Origin of the sequence: Streptomyces sp. NPDC057010 (genome assembly GCF_042673805.1) — a bacterium.
Lineage (GTDB): Bacteria > Actinomycetota > Actinomycetes > Streptomycetales > Streptomycetaceae > Streptomyces.
The window spans coordinates 39,507-58,226 of sequence record NZ_JBHUSC010000046.1 but is presented as its reverse complement, the minus strand read 5'-3'; the positions used below and the strand labels follow the sequence as shown (position 1 = coordinate 58,226).

13 protein-coding genes are annotated in these 18,720 nt (G+C 69.7%); 6 read left to right on the top strand and 7 right to left on the bottom strand.

Annotated elements, in window-relative coordinates:
- Positions 1–44 precede the first annotated feature (44 nt).
- The 5 genes from ACFTXQ_RS28820 to ACFTXQ_RS28800 all read right to left on the bottom strand — a co-directional run bounded on the left by ACFTXQ_RS28820 (position 45) and on the right by ACFTXQ_RS28800 (position 6,300).
- The gene (locus ACFTXQ_RS28820) at positions 45–1,034 is read right to left on the bottom strand and encodes a PAC2 family protein (protein WP_382646001.1); all 990 of its coding nucleotides are present in this window, start codon (positions 1,032–1,034) and stop codon (positions 45–47) included.
- A 127-nt stretch (positions 1,035–1,161) separates the two neighbouring features.
- Complete coding sequence (locus ACFTXQ_RS28815) at positions 1,162–2,769, bottom strand: FAD-dependent oxidoreductase (protein ID WP_382645998.1); 1,608 nt, start codon at positions 2,767–2,769, stop codon at positions 1,162–1,164.
- 41 nt (positions 2,770–2,810) lie between these two features.
- Positions 2,811–4,337: a glycerol kinase GlpK gene (glpK, locus tag ACFTXQ_RS28810; RefSeq protein ID WP_382645995.1), complete on the bottom strand. Its 1,527-nt coding sequence runs from the start codon at positions 4,335–4,337 to the stop codon at positions 2,811–2,813.
- Positions 4,338–4,414: 77 nt separating this feature from the next.
- Complete coding sequence (locus ACFTXQ_RS28805) at positions 4,415–5,197, bottom strand: MIP/aquaporin family protein (protein WP_382645993.1); 783 nt, start codon at positions 5,195–5,197, stop codon at positions 4,415–4,417.
- Positions 5,198–5,532: 335 nt separating this feature from the next.
- Positions 5,533–6,300, bottom strand: a complete 768-nt coding sequence (locus ACFTXQ_RS28800) for an IclR family transcriptional regulator (protein ID WP_382645990.1) — start codon at positions 6,298–6,300, stop codon at positions 5,533–5,535.
- A gap of 251 nt (positions 6,301–6,551) precedes the next feature.
- Here ACFTXQ_RS28800 and metH point away from each other — a divergent pair, with 251 nt between their 5' ends.
- From metH to ACFTXQ_RS28780, 4 genes are all read left to right on the top strand, one after another.
- Positions 6,552–10,064: a methionine synthase gene (gene metH, locus ACFTXQ_RS28795; RefSeq protein ID WP_382645987.1), complete on the top strand. Its 3,513-nt coding sequence runs from the start codon at positions 6,552–6,554 to the stop codon at positions 10,062–10,064.
- Positions 10,065–10,176: 112 nt separating this feature from the next.
- Positions 10,177–10,878, top strand: coding sequence for an HAD family hydrolase (locus ACFTXQ_RS28790; RefSeq protein WP_382645984.1), 702 nt, complete (start codon positions 10,177–10,179; stop codon positions 10,876–10,878).
- Between the two features lie 481 nt (positions 10,879–11,359).
- The gene (locus ACFTXQ_RS28785) at positions 11,360–12,964 is read left to right on the top strand and encodes an ABC transporter substrate-binding protein (protein WP_382645982.1); all 1,605 of its coding nucleotides are present in this window, start codon (positions 11,360–11,362) and stop codon (positions 12,962–12,964) included.
- Positions 12,965–13,035: 71 nt separating this feature from the next.
- On the top strand, positions 13,036–14,619 hold the full coding sequence (locus tag ACFTXQ_RS28780; protein WP_382645979.1) for an ABC transporter substrate-binding protein: 1,584 nt from the start codon (positions 13,036–13,038) through the stop codon (positions 14,617–14,619).
- Positions 14,620–14,691: 72 nt separating this feature from the next.
- Here ACFTXQ_RS28780 and ACFTXQ_RS28775 read toward each other — a convergent pair whose 3' ends face one another.
- Together ACFTXQ_RS28775 and ACFTXQ_RS28770 are read right to left on the bottom strand one after the other, a co-directional pair.
- The gene (locus ACFTXQ_RS28775) at positions 14,692–15,363 is read right to left on the bottom strand and encodes a response regulator (RefSeq protein WP_382645976.1); all 672 of its coding nucleotides are present in this window, start codon (positions 15,361–15,363) and stop codon (positions 14,692–14,694) included.
- A gap of 64 nt (positions 15,364–15,427) precedes the next feature.
- Positions 15,428–16,312: a RecB family exonuclease gene (locus ACFTXQ_RS28770; protein ID WP_382645973.1), complete on the bottom strand. Its 885-nt coding sequence runs from the start codon at positions 16,310–16,312 to the stop codon at positions 15,428–15,430.
- Here ACFTXQ_RS28770 and ACFTXQ_RS28765 point away from each other — a divergent pair.
- Both ACFTXQ_RS28765 and ACFTXQ_RS28760 read left to right on the top strand, forming a co-directional pair.
- Positions 16,221–17,669 carry a site-2 protease family protein gene (locus tag ACFTXQ_RS28765; protein WP_382645971.1) on the top strand — a complete coding sequence of 483 codons (1,449 nt, stop codon included), beginning with the start codon at positions 16,221–16,223 and terminating at the stop codon, positions 17,667–17,669. The genes ACFTXQ_RS28770 and ACFTXQ_RS28765 overlap by 92 nt on opposite strands.
- Positions 17,670–17,687: 18 nt before the next feature.
- A complete protein-coding gene (locus ACFTXQ_RS28760) occupies positions 17,688–18,584 on the top strand; it encodes a tRNA (adenine-N1)-methyltransferase (protein WP_042814566.1) in 897 nt (298 codons plus the stop codon).
- The last annotated feature ends 136 nt before the right edge of the window (positions 18,585–18,720 follow it).

Below are 18,720 nucleotides of genomic sequence, written 5' to 3'. Positions count from 1 at the left end.
GGATATATCCAGCCCCGCCGGCGTTTGAGGCCCCCGCCCGGCGGCTACGACTCCGGGGTCTCCTCACCCGGCTCCTCCGGCGGAGCCGGGGGCTCCTCGGGAGCGGAGTCCGGCTTTCGCTTTGGCCGCGTCAGCCCGCTGGACGTGTCCCGCAGGTACGACGGGTCACCCGGCTCGGCGGCCGGCCCCGCCGCGGGGTCCCGCCGCCGCAGGTACCGCTCGAACTCCCGGGCGATGGCGTCCCCGGAGGCCTCCGGCAGATCCGCGGTGTCCCGCGCCTCCTCCAGCGTCTGCACGTACTCCGCCACCTCGCTGTCCTCGGCGGCCAGTTGGTCCACGCCCAGCTGCCACGCCCGCGCGTCCTCCGGGAGTTCGCCCAGCGGGATCCGGATGTCGATCAGGTCCTCCAGCCGGTTCAGCAGCGCCAGCGTCGCCTTCGGGTTCGGCGGCTGGGAGACGTAGTGCGGCACCGCGGCCCACAGCGACACCGCCGGGACACCCGCGTGCGTACAGGCCTCCTGGAGGATGCCCACGATCCCCGTGGGGCCCTCGTACTTGGTCTCCTCCAGGTCCATGGTGCGCGCCAGGTCCGCGTCCGACGTGACCCCGCTCACCGGCACCGGCCGCGTGTGCGGGGTGTCCCCGAGCAGCGCCCCCAGGATGACCACCATCTCCACGCCCAGTTCGTGCGCGAAGCCGAGGATCTCGTTGCAGAACGACCGCCACCGCATGGACGGTTCGATCCCGCGCACCAGCACCAGGTCGCGCGGCTTCGCGCCGCCGATCCGGACCACGGACAGCCGTGTCGTCGGCCAGGTGATCTTCCGTACCCCGTTGTCCAGCCACACCGTCGGCCGGTTGACCTGGAAGTCGTAGTAGTCCTCGGCGTCGAGCGCCGCGAACACCTCGCCCTTCCATTCCCGGTCCAGGTGTGCGACCGCACCGGAGGCCGCGTCACCCGCGTCGTTCCAGCCCTCGAACGCGGCCACCATGACCGGGTCGATCAGCTCGGGCACGCCCTCAAGCTCGATCACCCAGGTCTCCTTCCGAAGTTCCCTTGCGTACGTGGGTCAGCCTAAGCCTTGATGAGGCACCGGCCACAGCCCACGACAGAGGGGCGGTTCCCCTCGGAACCGCCCCTCTTCCCCACCTGCGCGAGAGCTATGCCTTGTGGCTCAGCATCTCCTCGACGCGGGCCCGTACGGCCTCGTCGTCCAGGCCGCGGATCGTCACCGTCGTGCGGCGGCGCAGCACGTCGTCGACGGTCTCGGCCCACTCGTGGTCCCGGGCGTAGGCGACCTGCGCCCAGATCTCCGGACCGTCCGGGTGGATGCGCTCGGCCAGCGCCGGGTCCTCGTTCGCGATGCGCGCGATGTCGAAGGCCAGCGAGCCGTAGTGCGAGGCCAGGTGGCGGGCGGTGAGCGGGTCCATCCGCGTGCCGGGCTCGCGGTCGACCAGCAGCCGGTGCGCGACCGCGTTCGGGTTGGCGACACCGGGCAGCGCGATCCGGCGCACCAGGGACTTCACCGGCTCCATGTCCTCGGTGAGCGGGCTGCCGGGGAGCTTGGCCAGCTTGTCCATGACCACGCGGCCGATGTGCCGGTACGTCGTCCACTTGCCGCCGGCCACCGACAGCATGCCGCCCGCGCCCTCGGAGACGACCGTCTCGCGCTTGGCCTTCTCGACGCCGCCGGGGCCGCCGGGCAGCACCCGAAGGCCCGCGAAGGCGTAGGTCATCAGCGAGCGGTCGAGGTCCGCGTCCTTCACGGAGAAGGCCGCCTCGTCCAGGATCTGCTGGATGTCGGCCTCGGTGGCGCGCACGTCCGCCGGGTCGCCCTCGTACACCTCGTCGGTGGTGCCGAGGAGCAGCTGGTCCTCCCAGGGCAGGGCGAAGGTGATGCGGTACTTGTCGATCGGGGTGGCCATGGCGGCCTTCCACGGCGACTTGCGCTTCATCACGATGTGCGCGCCCTTGGAGAGGCGGATCGACGGCATCGCGTGCTTGTCCTCCATGCGCCGCAGGTGGTCCACCCACGGGCCGGTGGCGTTGAGCACGACGCGTGCGTCCACCCCGAACTCGGTGCCGTCGAGGCGGTCCTTGAGCTCGGCGCCGGAGACCCGGCCGCGCGTCATGCGCAGCCCGGTGACCTCGGCGTGGTTGAGGACGACCGCGCCGGACTCGACGGCCGCGCGGACCGTCATGACGGCGACGCGGGAGTCGTTCATCTGGTGGTCGTAGTAGACCGCGACGGCCTTGAGGTTGTCCGTCTTCAGACCGGGGTTGTCGGCGACGGCACGGGCCGGGGATATGACCTTGCCCATGCCGTCGCCGAAGGCCGAGAGGGCGGAGTAGGCGAAGACGCCCGCGCCCAGCTTGGCCGCACCCACCGGACCGCCCTTGTAGACCGGCAGGTAGAACGTGAGCGGGTTGACCAGGTGCGGGGCCACGTCCTTGGCCAGCACCCGCCGCTCGTGGTGGTTCTCGGCCACCAGCTTGACCGCGCCGGTCTGCAGGTAGCGCAGGCCGCCGTGGACGAGCTTGGAGGAGGCGGAGGAGGTGGCGCCGGCGAAGTCACCGGCGTCCACCATGGCGACCCGCAGACCCGACTGCGCGGCGTGCCAGGCCACCGAGGTGCCCAGGATGCCACCGCCGATGACCAGGAGGTCGTACGTGGCCTTCGCCAACTGCTCGCGGGTCTCGGCGCGGCTCGCGTTCGAACCGGCGGTCGGGTGCGTGCCCAGTGCGGTCACGCTCTGCAGGCTGCTCATATCTCTCTTAGCTCCTCGTCGATAGCGTCAGCTGAGTGAGGTCAGCTGGCGTCTTCGTCGTCGACCCAGCCCATGGACCGCTCGACGGCCTTGAGCCAGCTCTTGTACTCGCGGTCGCGCTGCTCGGCAGGCATCCGCGGGGTCCACTCCGCCGCGCGGCGCCAGTTGGCGCGCAGGGCGTCGGTGTCGGGCCAGAAGCCGACGGCCAGGCCGGCGGCGTAGGCGGCACCGAGGCAGGTGGTCTCGGCGACCATCGGGCGCACCACGGGGGCGTCCAGGAAGTCCGAGAGCGTCTGCATCAGCAGGTTGTTGGAGGTCATGCCGCCGTCGACCTTGAGGGCCGTGAGCTCGACGCCCGAGTCCTTGGTCATGGCGTCGGTGATCTCACGGGTCTGCCAGGCGGTGGCCTCCAGGACGGCACGGGCGATGTGCGCCTTGGTGACGTACCGGGTGAGGCCGGCGATCACACCGCGGGCGTCGGAGCGCCAGTACGGGGCGAACAGGCCGGAGAAGGCGGGCACGAAGTAGGCGCCGCCGTTGTCCTCGACCGAGGAGGCCAGGGTCTCGATCTCGGCCGCGGACTTGATCAGGCCCATCTGGTCGCGCATCCACTGGACGAGCGAGCCGGTGACGGCGATGGAGCCCTCCAGCGCGTAGACCGGCTTCTTGTCGCCGATCTGGTAGCCGACCGTGGTCAGCAGGCCGCTGTAGGAGTTGATGATCTTGTCGCCGGTGTTCATCAGCATGAACGTGCCGGTGCCGTACGTGGACTTCGCCTCGCCCTCGGCGAAGCAGGTCTGGCCGAACAGCGCGGCCTGCTGGTCACCGAGCGCCGAGGCGACCGGGACGCCGGCGAGGACGCCGTCCTTGACGTGGCCGTAGACCTCGGCGGAGGACTTGATCTCCGGGAGGACGTTCAGCGGCACGTCCATGGACTCGGCGATCTTCTCGTCCCAGGCCAGGGTGTGCAGGTTCATCAGCATGGTGCGCGAGGCGTTGGTGACGTCGGTGACGTGCGCACCGCCCTGGGCGCCGCCCGTGAGGTTCCAGATGACCCACGAGTCCATGGTGCCGAAGAGGATGTCGCCCGCCTCGGCGCGCTCGCGCAGGCCCTCGACGTTGTCGAGCAGCCAGCGGACCTTCGGGCCGGCGAAGTAGCTCGCCAGCGGCAGGCCGGTCTCGCGGCGGAAGCGGTCCTGGCCGACGTTGCGGCCGAGCTCCTTGCACAGGGCGTCGGTGCGGGTGTCCTGCCAGACCAGGGCGTTGTGCACCGGCTCGCCGGTGTTCTTGTCCCACAGCAGGGTGGTCTCGCGCTGGTTGGTGATGCCGATCGCCTTGACGTCGGCCGCGGTGATCTCCGCCTTGGCGATGGCGCCGGCGACGACCTCCTGGACGTTGGCCCAGATCTCCTTGGCGTCGTGCTCGACCCAGCCCGGCTTCGGGAAGATCTGCTCGTGTTCCTTCTGGTCGACGGCGACGATGCGGCCGTCGCGGTCGAAGACGATGCAGCGGGAGGAGGTGGTGCCCTGGTCGATCGCGGCGATGAAGGGGCCGGTGCTGCTGGTCATGTGGCTGCTCCTGGCAGGTCTATGAGTAGGCGGAATCAGGATGCGGTGCGGATCTTACGAACGCGGGCCGATGCTGATCAGGCGAACGCGATGTTGTACAGACCGCCGGCGATGGCGGCACCGACGAGCGGGCCGACGACCGGGATCCAGGAGTAGCCCCAGTCGGAACCGCCCTTGTTGCGCAGCGGGAGCAGGGCGTGGACGATGCGCGGCCCGAGGTCGCGGACAGGGTTGATCGCGTAGCCGGTCGGACCGCCCAGCGAGAGGCCGATGCCGACGACCACGAACGAGGTGATCAGGACGCCGATGACGCCGAGGCCCTTGCCGCCGTCCTGGAGGCCCTGGGTCAGGATCGCGATGACGAGGACGAAGGTGCCGATGATCTCCGTGGCGAGGTTCTGGACCACGTTGCGGATCTCGGGGCCCGTCGAGAAGATGCCGAGCACCGGGCCGGCGACGTCGTGCGGGTGCGGGTCCTCGGGACCGAGCCGGGCGTCCTTGATGTTCTCGGGGTCCGACAGGTGCGCGCGGAACTGGCCGTAGTACGTGATCCACATCAGGACCGCGCCGAGCATGGCGCCGAGCAGCTGGCCCGCGAAGTAGACGGGGACGTCACCCCACTCGCCGGTCTTGACGGCGATGCCGACGGTGACCGCCGGGTTGAGGTGCGCGCCGGAGAGGGGCGCGGAGACGTAGGCGGCGATCAGGACCGCGAAGCCCCAGCCGAAGGTGATCGCGAGCCAGCCCGCGCCGCGGGCCTTGGAGCTCTTGAGCGTGAGGGCGGCGCAGACGCCACCACCGAGCAGTGTGAGCAGGGCGGTACCGATGGTCTCGCCGATGAAGATGTCGGAGCTGGACACCCGCGACTCCTTTGCCTTACGTCCAGGGGTGGGCGGAATCCGGGTCACCCCGGGGGTTCCGCGCACTCGGTGAGTGCTTCACCGGTCCTTGGCCTTGCCGCATCCTAGCGCGTATTGCCGGTAGGTGTTCGACATTGCCGACCGATGAACGGCAGTTTTCCGCCTGTGTGAAGAACGCGTCAAGGCCTGGCCAGGTCAAAGAACCGGATCGTTACCAGTAGGTACGATCGCCCAAATCCGGCCAATCCATGATCAGTAAATGACAAAACCCACCCAAATGCAGCTCGAAGCCGCATTGGGTGGGTCTCTGATGGGGCAAACGGGTCAGGTCAAGCTCAGAACCGGCCCGCTCCCAGATCGCGTGAAACCGACCGCGCGCAGTCCCGTACGGAGGCCACCAGGGCCGCCCGAGGCTCCCCGGACTCCCCGCAGACCCGCTCCACGGCCCCGGCCACGGCGACCGCGCCCACCGGCATCCTGCGCCGGTCGTGAATGGGCGCCGCGACCGAGGCGATGCCCTCCCACGTCTCCTCGACGTCGGCGGCCCAGCCGCGCGCGCGGGTCAGCCCGAGGATCTCCTCGAAGCCGCCGGCGTCCGTGACCGTCCGCGGGGTGAACGCCTCGCGCTCCACCTCCAGGGCCTCCGTGTGCGCCACCGGGTCGTAGGCGGACAGCACCTTGCCCAGCGCCGTCGAGTGCAGCGGCTGCATGGCCCCCACCTCCAGCACCTGGCGGCTGTCGTCGGGCCGGAACACGTGGTGCATGATCAGCACCCCGCTCTGGTGCAGCACCCCGACGTAGACGCTCTCTCCGCTGGCCCGCGCCAGATCGTCCGTCCACACCAGCGCCCGGGCGCGCAGCTCGTGCACGTCCAGGTAGCTGTTGCCCAGGCGCAGCAGCTCCGCGCCCAGCTGGTAGCGGCCGGAGGCGGGGTCCTGCTCCACGAAGCCCTCGGCCTGCAGGGTGCGAAGGATCCCGTGCGCCGTGCCCTTGGCCAGGCCCAGTGCGGACGCCACGTCCGACAGGCCCAGTCGGCGCTCCCCGCCCGCCAGGAGTCGCAGCATCGCAGCGGCTCGTTCGAGCGACTGGATGTTCCGTGCCATCGCGCAGCCTCCTGCTGACGTAGTTCGACAATGCTGAACACTATCGGTCGATGCCGACCTTTTGCATGGTTGGGCGGTTCCGGAGCGGCGCACACCGATGCACCCTCCCGCGCAGAGCCCCGCGCACAGAATGCAGTCCGCCACGTGGGACAACCCCACCGGGGCGGTTGCCGCCGGTTACCCTGGCCGCGTGCACCCTTGACACAGAAGGGGTGCAAAGCCGACAGCCGTCGCATCCCAGGGAGCTCTCCATGGCCTCGTTGCCGAACCTGCCCGCTGACACACAGACCCGGGCCGATGCCCTCCGAGAGGCGCTCGCCACGCGGGTCGTCGTGGCCGACGGGGCGATGGGAACGATGCTCCAGGCGCAGGACCCGACGTTGGAGGACTTCCAGCAGCTGGAGGGCTGCAACGAGGTCCTGAACGTTACCCGCCCCGACATCGTGCGTTCCGTCCACGAGGCGTATTTCTCGGTGGGCGTGGACTGTGTGGAGACCAACACGTTCGGCGCGAACTATGCGGCGCTGGCGGAGTACGACATCGCGGAGCGGAATTTCGAGCTGTCGGAGTCCGGTGCGCGGATCGCCCGTGAGGTCGCGGACGAGTTCACGGCCTCGACGGGGCAGCAGCGCTGGGTCCTGGGCTCGATGGGGCCGGGCACGAAGCTGCCGACGCTGGGCCACATCACCTACGGGCAGATCCGCGACGCCTACCAGATCAACGCGGAGGGCCTGATCACCGGCGGCGCCGACGCGCTGCTGGTGGAGACCACCCAGGACCTCCTCCAGACCAAGTCCTCCATCATCGGTGCCCGGCGGGCGATGGAAGCGCTGGGCGTCAGCGTCCCGCTGATCTGCTCGGTGACCGTCGAGACCACGGGCACGATGCTGCTGGGCTCGGAGATCGGCGCGGCGCTGACCGCGCTGGAGCCCCTGGGCATCGACATGATCGGGCTGAACTGCGCCACCGGTCCGGCGGAGATGAGCGAGCACCTGCGCTACCTCGCCCGCAACGCCCGCATCCCGCTGTCCTGCATGCCCAACGCCGGCCTGCCCGTCCTGACCAAGGACGGCGCCCACTACCCGCTGACCGCGCCGGAGCTCGCCGACGCCCAGGAGACCTTCGTGCGCGAGTACGGGCTCTCCCTGGTCGGCGGCTGCTGCGGCACCACCCCCGAGCACCTGCGCCAGGTCGTCGAGCGCGTACGCGGCACGGCCGTCACCCAGCGCACCCCCCAGCCCGAGCCGGGCGCTGCCTCGCTGTACCAGACGGTGCCGTTCCGGCAGGACACCTCGTACATGGCGATCGGTGAGCGGACGAACGCGAACGGGTCGAAGAAGTTCCGCGAGGCGATGCTGGAGGCCCGCTGGGACGACTGCGTGGAGATGGCCCGGGACCAGATCCGCGAGGGCGCGCACATGCTGGACCTGTGCGTGGACTACGTGGGCCGTGACGGCGTCGCGGACATGGAAGAGCTGGCGGGCCGCTTCGCGACCGCCTCCACGCTGCCGATCGTCCTGGACTCGACCGAGGTCCCCGTCATCAAGGCGGGCCTGGAGAAGCTCGGCGGGCGCGCGGTCATCAACTCGGTGAACTACGAGGACGGCGACGGCCCGGAGTCCCGCTTCGCGAAGGTCACGCAGCTGGCTCAGGAGCACGGTGCCGCGCTGATCGCGCTGACCATCGACGAGGAGGGCCAGGCCCGCACCGTCGAGCACAAGGTCGCCATCGCCGAGCGACTGATCACCGATCTCACGGGGAACTGGGGGATCCGCGAGTCGGACATCCTCATCGACACCCTGACGTTCACCATCTGCACCGGTCAGGAGGAGTCGAGGGGTGACGGCATCGCGACGATCGGGGCGATCCGCGAGCTCAAGCGCCGCCACCCCGACGTCCAGACCACGCTCGGCCTGTCGAACATCTCCTTCGGTCTGAACCCGGCCGCGCGTGTCCTGCTGAACTCGGTCTTCCTCGACGAGTGCGTCAAGGCCGGCCTGGACTCGGCGATCGTCCACGCCTCCAAGATCCTCCCCATCGCCCGCTTCGACGAGGAGCAGGTCTCCACCGCCCTCGACCTCATCTACGACCGGCGCGCCGAGGGCTACGACCCCCTCCAGAAGCTCATGGCGCTCTTCGAGGGCGTCAACACCAAGTCCCTGAAGGCGGGCCGCGCCGAGGAGCTCCTCGCGCTGCCGCTGGAGAAGCGGTTGCAGCGCCGGATCATCGACGGCGAGAAGAACGGCCTGGAGGCGGACCTCGACGAGGCCCTGGAGACCCGGCCCGCGCTGGACATCGTCAACGACACCCTGCTGGAGGGCATGAAGGTCGTCGGCGAGCTCTTCGGCTCGGGCCAGATGCAGCTGCCGTTCGTCCTCCAGTCGGCCGAGGTCATGAAGACGGCGGTCGCCTACCTCGAACCGCACATGGAGAAGTCCGACGACGAGGGCAAGGGCACCATCGTGCTCGCCACCGTGCGCGGCGACGTCCACGACATCGGCAAGAACCTCGTCGACATCATCCTCTCCAACAACGGCTACAACGTCGTGAACATCGGCATCAAGCAGCCGGTCTCCGCGATCCTGGAAGCCGCGCAGGAGCACAAGGCCGACGTCATCGGCATGTCCGGCCTGCTCGTCAAGTCGACGGTGATCATGAAGGAGAACCTGGAGGAGCTCAACCAGCGCAAGCTGGCGGCCGACTACCCGGTGATCCTCGGCGGCGCCGCCCTCACCCGCGCCTACGTGGAACAGGACCTCCACGAGATCTACGAGGGCGAAGTCCGCTACGCCCGCGACGCCTTCGAGGGCCTGCGCCTCATGGACGCCCTCATCGCCGTCAAGCGCGGCGTCCCCGGCGCCACCCTGCCCGAGCTCAAGCAGCGCCGCGTCGCCAAGCGCGACACTCCGCTCGTCCAGGTGGAGGAGCCGCAGGAGCCGGGCGGCCGCTCCGACGTCGCCGTCGACAACCCCGTCCCCACCCCGCCGTTCTGGGGCACCCGCGTGGTCAAGGGCATCCCGCTCAAGGACTACGCCTCCTGGCTCGACGAGGGCGCCCTCTTCAAGGGCCAGTGGGGCCTCAAGCAGGCCCGCGCCGGCGGGGCCACGTACGAGGAGCTCGTCGAGAGCGAGGGCCGTCCGCGCCTGCGCGGCCTCCTCGACAAGCTGCACACGGAGAACCTCCTGGAGGCGGCCGTCGTCTACGGCTACTTCCCCTGCGTGTCCAAGGGCGACGACCTGATCATCCTGGACGAGGAGGGCAACGAGCGGACCCGCTTCACCTTCCCCCGCCAGCGCCGCGGCCGCCGCCTGTGCCTCGCGGACTTCTTCCGCCCGGAGGAGTCCGGCGAGACCGACGTCGTCGGCCTCCAGGTGGTCACCGTCGGATCCAGGATCGGCGAGGCCACGGCCAAGCTCTTCGAGTCCGACTCCTACCGCGAGTACCTGGAGCTGCACGGCCTGTCCGTCCAGCTCGCCGAGGCCATGGCCGAGTACTGGCACGCCCGTGTCCGCGCCGAGCTCGGTTTCGGCGGCGAGGACCCGGCCAAGGTCGAGGACATGTTCGACCTCAAGTACCGCGGCGCCCGCTTCTCCCTCGGCTACGGCGCCTGCCCCGACCTGGAGGACCGCGCCAAGATCGCCGACCTCCTCCAGCCGGAGCGGATCGGCGTCCACCTCTCCGAGGAGTTCCAGCTCCACCCGGAGCAGTCCACCGACGCGATCGTGATTCACCACCCCGAAGCGAAGTATTTCAACGCACGCTGAGGCAGATCGACGTACACTTGTCGGTCCCATACAGGCCGGTCGCCTGTTCCCCGGGGTGATGCCCCGCGGGAAGAGGTGACCGGCCTTCTCGTCCCTTCCGAGAGGCGCGCGCATGACGAGTACCGTTCCCGCCCCCGTCGCCCGTACGGCCGACGGCTCGGCCCTCCAGGCGGTGCTGCTCGACATGGACGGCACCCTCGTCGACACGGAGGGCTTCTGGTGGGAGATCGAGGCGGAGATCTTCCGCGAGCTCGGCCACCGGCTCGACGAGTCCTGGCGCGACATCGTCGTCGGCGGCCCGATGAGCCGCAGCGCGGCCTTCCTGATCGAGTCCACCGGCGCCGCCATCACCCTCGCCGAGCTCAGCGTCCTGCTGAACGAGCGCTTCGAGGCGCGCATCGCCGACCGGGTGCCCCTCATGCCCGGCGCCGAGCGGCTGCTGAGCGAGCTGGCCCGGCACAACGTGCCCACCGCCCTCGTCTCCGCCTCCCACCGCCGGGTCATCGACCAGATCCTGCTCACCCTCGGCCGCGACCGCTTCACCATGACCGTCGCCGGCGACGAGGTGGCGCGCACCAAGCCGCACCCCGACCCCTACCTGTTCGCCGCCCGGACCCTCGGCGCGCACCCCTCGCGCTGCGCCGTCATCGAGGACACCGCGACCGGGGTCGCCGCCGCCGAGGCCGCCGGATGCCGGGTCGTGGCCGTCCCCTCCGTCGGCGTGATCCCGCCCGCACCCGGCCGTACGGTCGTCCGCTCGCTGGAGGACGTCGACCTGCCCTTCCTGCGCTCCCTCATCACTCCGATGAACTGACCGCACACGCTGCGTACCGAACGGAATACCCGCAGGACCAAGGTCCCGCGGAAGGATCTTCCGCCGCAGGCCCCGGAGGCTGAAATTCCATCCCCTCCGGGGCAGTTGCCCCAGGTGACGTTCGTCACCCGCGACACCCCCGGCAGGCCCGTCCCAGCACTCGGACGGCTTCCCTTGTGTCCGGATTGATCAGCTCCTGACCGAATCTGTGCAGAGCCCCACATGGACAGCCAGTCCGCTCCCATCACGGTGCGATTACGCCCCAAGTCGGGCCAGTTCCAGCCATCCCGTCCCGGGCCACTAGTGTCATCGCGGGCACATCGCCGCACCTCTGCCGTCCCGGACGCACACCCTTGCGCCGGGATCGCGTGGACCGATCGTCACACCACCGGCCCGATCGTTCCGCCCTGAACGGGCGACCGCCGCGAAGTGCCCTTCACACCGCTTTGAGCAAGTGCCGGTTACAGGGAGTACTTCCAGCATGAACCGCAAGACCATGGTGCTGACGGCCGCGGCCGGACTGCTCACCCCCGCGCTGGCCGCATGCGGCAGCGCGAGCGGCGGAGGAGCAGGATCCGGAGCGATCGTCGTCGGGACCACCGACCGGTTCGAGGCCGCCGATTTCGCCCCCGCCCCGTTCGACCCGGCCTACGCCTACGACGCGGGCGCCTGGAACGTACTGCGCCAGACCGTCCAGACCCTGATGCACACCCCGCGCGGCGGCGGCCAGCCCGTCCCCGAAGCGGCCTCCGACTGCCGCTTCACCGACATCGGCAACGAGAGCTACCGCTGCACCCTGCGCCCCGGACTGAAGTTCGCCAGCGGCGACCCCCTCACCGCCAAGGACGTCAAGTTCTCCATCGACCGGGTCCTCGCCATCAAGGACGAGAACGGCCCGTCCTCGCTGCTCTCCACCCTCGACAACGTCGAGGTCAAGGGCGCCGACACCGTCGTCTTCCACCTGAAGACCCCCGACGCGACCTTCCCCTTCAAACTCTCCACCCCCGCCGCCGGCATCGTCAGCGAGAAGAACTACGACGCCCGCAAGCTCCGCGAGGGCTTCGCCGTGGACGGCTCCGGCCCGTACACGATGAAGGCCGAGGTCAAGGACAACCGGCTCGTCCGCGCCGTCTTCAGCAAGAACCCGAACTACAAGGGCGACCTCAAGCTCCGCAACGACAAGGTCGAACTGCGCACCTACGCCGACTCCGCGGCCATGGGCCGGGCACTGGCCGAGGGGTCCATCCACATGGTCTCCCGCACCCTCTCGCCCGCCCAGATCACCGAGCTCTCCGCCCGGCCGCCCAAGGGCGTCAAGCTCGTCCCCATGCCCGGCCTGGAAATCCGCTACCTCGGCTTCAACACCGACGCCCCGGTCGTCAAGGACAAGGCCGTACGCCAGGCCCTCGCCGCCGCCGTCGACCGCAACGCGCTCATCTCCAAGGTCTACGGCAAGTCCGCGCAGCCGCTCTACTCCCTGGTCCCCACCACCGTGACCGGCCACGTGAACTCCTTCTTCAACAAGTACGGCGAGGCCAACACCGCCAAGGCCGCCTCCCTGCTGAAGGACGCCGGGATCAAGACCCCGGTCAAGCTCACCCTCAACTACACGTCCGACCACTACGGCGACGGCACGGCCGCCGAGTTCGAAGCCCTCAAGACGCAGCTGAACTCCACCCAGCTGTTCGACATCACCGTCCAGGGCAGCGAATGGGCCGACTTCCGCCCCGCACAGAAGAAGGGCGACCACGCCGCCTACGGGCTCGGCTGGTTCCCCGACTACCCGGACGCCGACAACTTCCTCGCCCCGTTCCTGGAGCAGGACAACTTCCTGGGCACGCCCTACGCGAACAGCGCGGTGCGCACCCGGCTCATCCCCGAATCCCGGCGCGCCGTCGACCGCAACGTCGCCGCCCCCGCGATCGCGGAGATGCAGGACATCGTCGCCGAGGACGTGCCCGTCCTGCCCCTGTGGCAGGGCAAGCAGTACGTCGCCGCACGCGACGGGATCACCGGAGTGGAGTGGTCGGTCAACGCCATCTCCGACCTCCAGCTGTGGGAGCTCGGCCGGGGTGTCAGCGGCTGAGACCGGCAACAACCGGCAGCGGGAGCCGCAGGCCGGAGCAACGAAACAGTTCGACTGTGAAGGACGTTCGCGTGATACGACGTAACCAGTGGCTGGCGGCCCCGCTCGGCGCAGCCACCGCCGCCGCGCTGCTCAGCGGTTGCGGCTCGACCGATGGCTCCAACGCCGGCAGCGGCAAGGGCGTGGTCATGGGGATCTCCGACAAGGTGAAGTCCACCGACCCGGCCTCGGGCTACGACCCGGGCTCCTGGCTGCTCTTCAACAACGTCTTCCAGTCGCTGCTGAGCTTCCCCAAGGGCGGCACCACCCCCGAGCCCGACGCCGCGCAGGCCTGCGGGTTCGAGGGCACCGACAGCAAGGTGTTCAGGTGCACCCTGCGCTCCGGCCTGAAGTTCAGCAACGGCCACGCCCTCACCGCCAAGGACGTCAAGTACTCCTTCGAGCGCACCCTGAAGATCAACGACGACAACGGCCCCGCCGTCATGCTCTCGTCGATCCAGGGCATCGACGCCCCCGACGACAAGACCGTCGTCTTCCGCCTCAAGACCTCCGACGCGACCTTCCCCAGCAAGATCGCCTCGGGCGCCGGCGCCATCGTCGACCACACCGAGTACCCGGCGGACAAGCTCCGTACGGACAACAAGGCCGTCGGCTCCGGCGTCTACAAGCTGGACTCCTTCAGCGAGAAGAGCGCCAGCTTCTCGGTCAACGACTCCTACACCGGCAAGGCCAAGGCCAAGAACAACGGCGTGACGCTGAAGTTCTTCAACGGTGACCAGGCCGCCCTCAAGACGGTCCTGGAGAGCGGCGACGTCGACTTCGCCTTCCGGGGCCTGGCCGCCAAGGACATCGCCGGCCTCGCCGCCGCCAAGACCGGCGACAACAAGGTCGACGTCGTCCAGGGCACCGGCGCCGAGGTCGAGCACATGGTCTTCAACATGAGCGACCCGGTCGTCGGCAAGCTCCCCGTCCGCAAGGCCATCGCCTACCTCGTCGACCGCGAAGCGCTCGTCAAGGACGTGTACGCGGGCACCGCCGCCCCGCTCTACTCGATCGTCCCGGCCGGCATCGCCGGACACACCACCCCGTTCTTCGACCGCTACGGCGGCAGCCCGAACGTCGAGAAGGCCAAGGCCGTCCTCAAGGCCGCCGGCATCAACGGCAAGATCAAGATCACCCTGTACTCGACGCCGTCCCGCTACGGCCCCTCCACCGACCAGCAGTTCCAGGTCATCGCCAAGCAGCTCAACGACAGCGGCCTCTTCGAAGCCGACATGAAGTCCGTCGAGTTCGACCAGTACGAGAAGGACATCCAGGACGGCAAGTACGGCGTCTACGTGAAGGGCTGGGTGCCGGACTACCCGGACGCCGACAACTTCACCCAGCCGTTCTTCGGCCCGGACAACGTGCTCCACAACAACTACGACAACAAGGAGATCACCGGGAGCATCATCCCGTCGACCTCCGCGAAGTCCGACCGCACCTCGGCCAACGTGGACTACAACCGGCTCCAGGACATCGTCGCCGACGAGCTCCCGATCCTCCCGCTCTGGCAGGGCAAGCAGTACGCCGTCACCCGCCAGAACGTCACCGGCCTCCAGTGGTCCCTGGACGCCTCGACCGTCTTCCGCTTCTGGGAGATCAGCAAGGGCTGAGCCGCCCCGCACCACGCACAGGGGGCCGGGCAGCCGCACCACGCGGCCGCCCGGCCCCCTTCCCGTACCCGACTACTGGGCGCCCGGGCGCACCAGCCCGCTCTCGTACGCGTACACCGCCGCCTGCACCCGGTCGCGCAGGCCCAGCTTCGTCAGTACGTGCCCCACGTGCGTCTTCACCGTCGTCTCGCTCACGAACAGGTCCGCCGCGATCTCCGTGTTCGACAGGCCCCGGGCCACCAGCTTCAGCACCTCGACCTCACGCTCCGTCAGCGTCCCCAGCGTGTCCGGAACCGTGTCCTCGCCCGACGGCAGGTGCCCCGCGTACTTGTCCAGCAGCCGCCGCGTGATGCTCGGCGCGAGCATCGCCTCACCCGCCGCCACCACCCGGATCGCCTGCACCAGCTCATTGGCCGGCGCGTCCTTCAGCAGGAACCCGCTCGCCCCCGCCCGCAGCGCCTCCACCACGTACTCGTCCAGATCGAACGTGGTCAGCACCAGCACCTTCGCCGGCCCGTCCCGCCCCGGACCCGTGATCTGCCGGGTGGCCTCCACCCCGTCCATCCGCGGCATCCGGATGTCCATCAGCACCACGTCGGGCTGCAGCGCCCGCACCTGGTCCAGCGCCTGAAGCCCGTCCCCGGCCTCCCCGACCACCGCCAGGTCCTGTTCGGCCTCCAGGATCATCCGGAAGCCCGTGCGCAGCAGTGGCTGGTCGTCGACCAGCAGGACGCGGATCGCCACGGGGTCTACCTCTATTCGTCGGACGGCTTCGGCGGACGCCGCCCATTCTGCCCTGGCCCGACGATCAGGAATCCGCCGGGCTCACCGCCCCCGGACGCGGCACGACGGCCAGCGGATAGGGCGGGGGAGTCCCCCCGAACTCCGGGCACACCGCCTGATGGTCACACCAGCCGCACAGCTTCGTCGGCCGCGGCCGCCACTCGCCCGACTCCGTCGCCTCCCGGATCGCCTCCCACAGCGCGAGCAGCTTGCGCTCCACCCGCTCCAGATCCGCGACCACCGGGTCGTACGTCAACACGTCCCCACTGCCCAGGTACACCAGCTGGAGCCGCCGCGGCACCACCTGCTTCAGCCGCCACACCACCAGCGCGTAGAACTTCATCTGGAACAGCGCGCCCTCGGCATACTCCGGCCGCGGCGCCTTGCCCGTCTTGTAGTCGACGATCCGCACCTCACCCGTCGGCGCGACATCCACCCGGTCGATGATCCCGCGCAGCCGCAGCCCCGACTCCAGCTCCGTCTCCACGAAGAACTCCCGCTCCACCGGCTCCAGCCGCGTCGGGTCCTCCAGCGTGAACCAGCGCTCCACCAGCGCCTCGGCCTCCGTCAGCCACCGAGCCAGCCCCGCCCCCTCGTCCCCCTCCGGGAACAGCTCCGTCAGCTCCGGCCGCGCCTCCAGCAGCCGGTCCCACTGCCCCGGCACCAGCGACTTCGCCCGCGGCGCCGTCCGTTCGTGCGCCGGATGGTCGAAGAGCCGCTCCAGCACCGCATGCACCAGCGTCCCGCGGGTAGCAGCCGCACTGGGCTTCTCCGGAAGCCTGTCGATCACCCGGAACCGGTACAGCAGCGGGCACTGCATGAAATCGCTCGCCCGCGAAGGGGAGAGCGAGGAAGGCTGTACGGCATCGGGCGCCGCACCGGCCGGAGCGTCACCGGAGCTAGTCGTCATGCACAAAACCCTACGGCCCGCCACCGACAGCACGCGCATACCATCGACGCCGAGCCCCCTCGCACTGCATGATCGAAGCATCACAACCCGCGACAGCACCCCCCGAACCACACCGGAACCCCACCGGAAACCCCCCAGCACCGAACGAAGGACAGCCGTGGCAGACACCGACGAAACCGGCGAGCGCCCGAGCCGGCGCTCAGGACCGGGCGGCGGACTCCTCATGGGCCGCCCCTTCGGCGTACCCGTCTACGTATCGCCCAGCTGGTTCCTCGTCGCCGCACTCATCACCTGGGTCTTCGGCGACCAGCTCGACCGCGTCCTGCCCGACCTCGGCCCGGTCCGCTACCTCGTCTCCCTCTTCTTCGCCGTCGCCTTCTACGCCTCCGTCCTCGTCCACGAACTCGCGCACACCGTCGCCGCCCTCCGCTTCAAACTCCCCGTGCGCCGCATCCAGCTCCAGTTCTTCGGCGGAGTCTCCGAGATCGAGAAGGAGTCCGAGACCCCCGGCCGCGAATTCGTCCTCGCCTTCGTCGGCCCCCTGCTCTCCCTCCTCCTCGCCGCCGCCTTCTACCTCGGCATGAAGGCCGTCGACCCCGCCACCGTCCCCGGCGTCCTCCTCGCCGGCCTGATGATCTCCAACCTGCTCGTCGCCGCCTTCAACCTGCTCCCCGGCCTCCCCCTCGACGGCGGCCGCATGCTCCGCGCCGTCATCTGGGGCATCACCGGCAAACCCATGACCGGCACCGTCGCAGCCGCCTGGATCGGCCGCGCCCTCGCCATCGCCGTACTCCTGGGCCTCCCCCTGCTCACCCACACCGGAGTCCTCGGCAACCGCACCGGCGACATCGGCGGCATGGACACCGTCATGGACGCCCTCCTCGCCGCCATCCTCGCCGCGATCATCTGGACCGGCGCCGGCAACAGCCTGCGCATGGCCCGCCTGCGCGAACACCTCCCCGAACTCCGGGCCCGCACCCTCACCCGCCGCGCCATCCCCGTCGAGAACGCCACCCCCCTCTCCGAGGCCCTGCGCCGCGCCACCGAAGCCGGAGCCCGCGCCCTCATCGTCGTCGACGGCCACGGCGACCCCACCGCCATCGCCCGCGAAACCGCCATCGTCGCCGTCCCCGAACACCGCCGCCCCTGGGTCGCCGTCAGCACCGTCGCCCAGGACCTCACCGACGGCATGAAGGTTTCCGCCGACCTCACCGGCGAAGAACTCCTCGACCACCTCCGCACCACCCCCGCCACCGAATACCTCGTCCTCGAACCCACCGGCGAGATCTACGGCGTCCTCTCCACCCAAGACGTCGAAAGGGCCTTCGTGAAGGCCATGGCACGGCCCCAGTCCTGAAGCCAATACACTGGTCACATGTCCGAACCGACCGGTGCCGCCCGCCGACGCGGGCCCTTCGAGGTCGGGGACCAGGTTCAGCTCACCGACCCCAAGGGCCGCCACTACACGTTCACGCTCGAAGCAGGGAAGAATTTCCACACCCACAAGGGTTCCTTCCCGCACGACGAGCTGATCGGTGCTCCCGAAGGCAGTGTTGTCCGCACCACGGGCAACGTCGCGTACCTCGCGCTGCGCCCCCTGCTCCCCGACTATGTCCTGTCCATGCCCCGCGGCGCCGCCGTGGTCTACCCCAAGGACGCGGGCCAGATCCTGGCCTTCGCCGACATCTTCCCCGGCGCCCGCGTCGTGGAGGCGGGCGTGGGCTCCGGCTCCCTGAGCAGCTTCCTGCTGCGCGCCATCGGCGACCAGGGCATGCTCCACAGCTACGAGCGCCGCGCGGACTTCGCCGAGATCGCCACCGCCAACGTCGAGCGCTACTTCGGCGGCCCCCACCCCGCGTGGAAGCTGACCGTGGGCGACCTCCAGGACAACCTGGACGAGACCGACGTCGACCGCGTCATCCTCGACATGCTCGCCCCCTGGGAGTGCCTCGAAGCGGTCAAGAAGGCCCTCGTCCCCGGCGGCATCCTCTGCTGCTACGTGGCCACCACCACCCAGCTGTCCAAGACCGTCGAGTCCATCCGCGAGATCGGCTGCTTCGCCGAGCCGCAGCCGTGGGAATCGATGATCCGCAACTGGCACGTCGAAGGCCTCGCCGTCCGCCCGGACCACCGGATGATCGGACACACCGGCTTCCTCGTCACCGCCCGCCGCCTCGCCGACGGCGTCGAGCCCCCCATGCGCCGCCGCCGCCCCGCCAAGGGCGCATACGGCGAGGACTACGAGGGCCCCGGCAGCGACCGGTCCGCCTAGCACCTCCCGGCAGCCCAACACGAAGGCGCTGTGGCGCAGTTCCCCGACCGACACGGGAACTGCGCCACAGCGCCTTTTCGTTGTCACTGCAAACCGGACCACCGGCCCCGGACCCGGCCGTTCCACCTCGGTGTGA

Excerpts from the sequence above, each read along its gene's own strand:
- ACFTXQ_RS28815 (WP_382645998.1), bottom strand. The coding sequence starts at position 2,769 with ATGAGCAGCCTGCAGAGCGTGACCGCACTGGGCACGCACCCGACCGCC.
- glpK (WP_382645995.1), bottom strand. The coding sequence starts at position 4,337 with ATGACCAGCAGCACCGGCCCCTTCATCGCCGCGATCGACCAGGGCACC.
- ACFTXQ_RS28800 (WP_382645990.1), bottom strand. The coding sequence starts at position 6,300 with ATGGCACGGAACATCCAGTCGCTCGAACGAGCCGCTGCGATGCTGCGA.
- metH (WP_382645987.1), top strand. The coding sequence starts at position 6,552 with ATGGCCTCGTTGCCGAACCTGCCCGCTGACACACAGACCCGGGCCGAT.
- ACFTXQ_RS28790 (WP_382645984.1), top strand. The coding sequence starts at position 10,177 with ATGACGAGTACCGTTCCCGCCCCCGTCGCCCGTACGGCCGACGGCTCG.
- ACFTXQ_RS28785 (WP_382645982.1), top strand. The coding sequence starts at position 11,360 with ATGAACCGCAAGACCATGGTGCTGACGGCCGCGGCCGGACTGCTCACC.
- ACFTXQ_RS28765 (WP_382645971.1), top strand. The coding sequence starts at position 16,221 with ATGAAATCGCTCGCCCGCGAAGGGGAGAGCGAGGAAGGCTGTACGGCA.
- ACFTXQ_RS28770 (WP_382645973.1), bottom strand. The coding sequence starts at position 16,312 with ATGACGACTAGCTCCGGTGACGCTCCGGCCGGTGCGGCGCCCGATGCC.
- ACFTXQ_RS28760 (WP_042814566.1), top strand. The coding sequence starts at position 17,688 with ATGTCCGAACCGACCGGTGCCGCCCGCCGACGCGGGCCCTTCGAGGTC.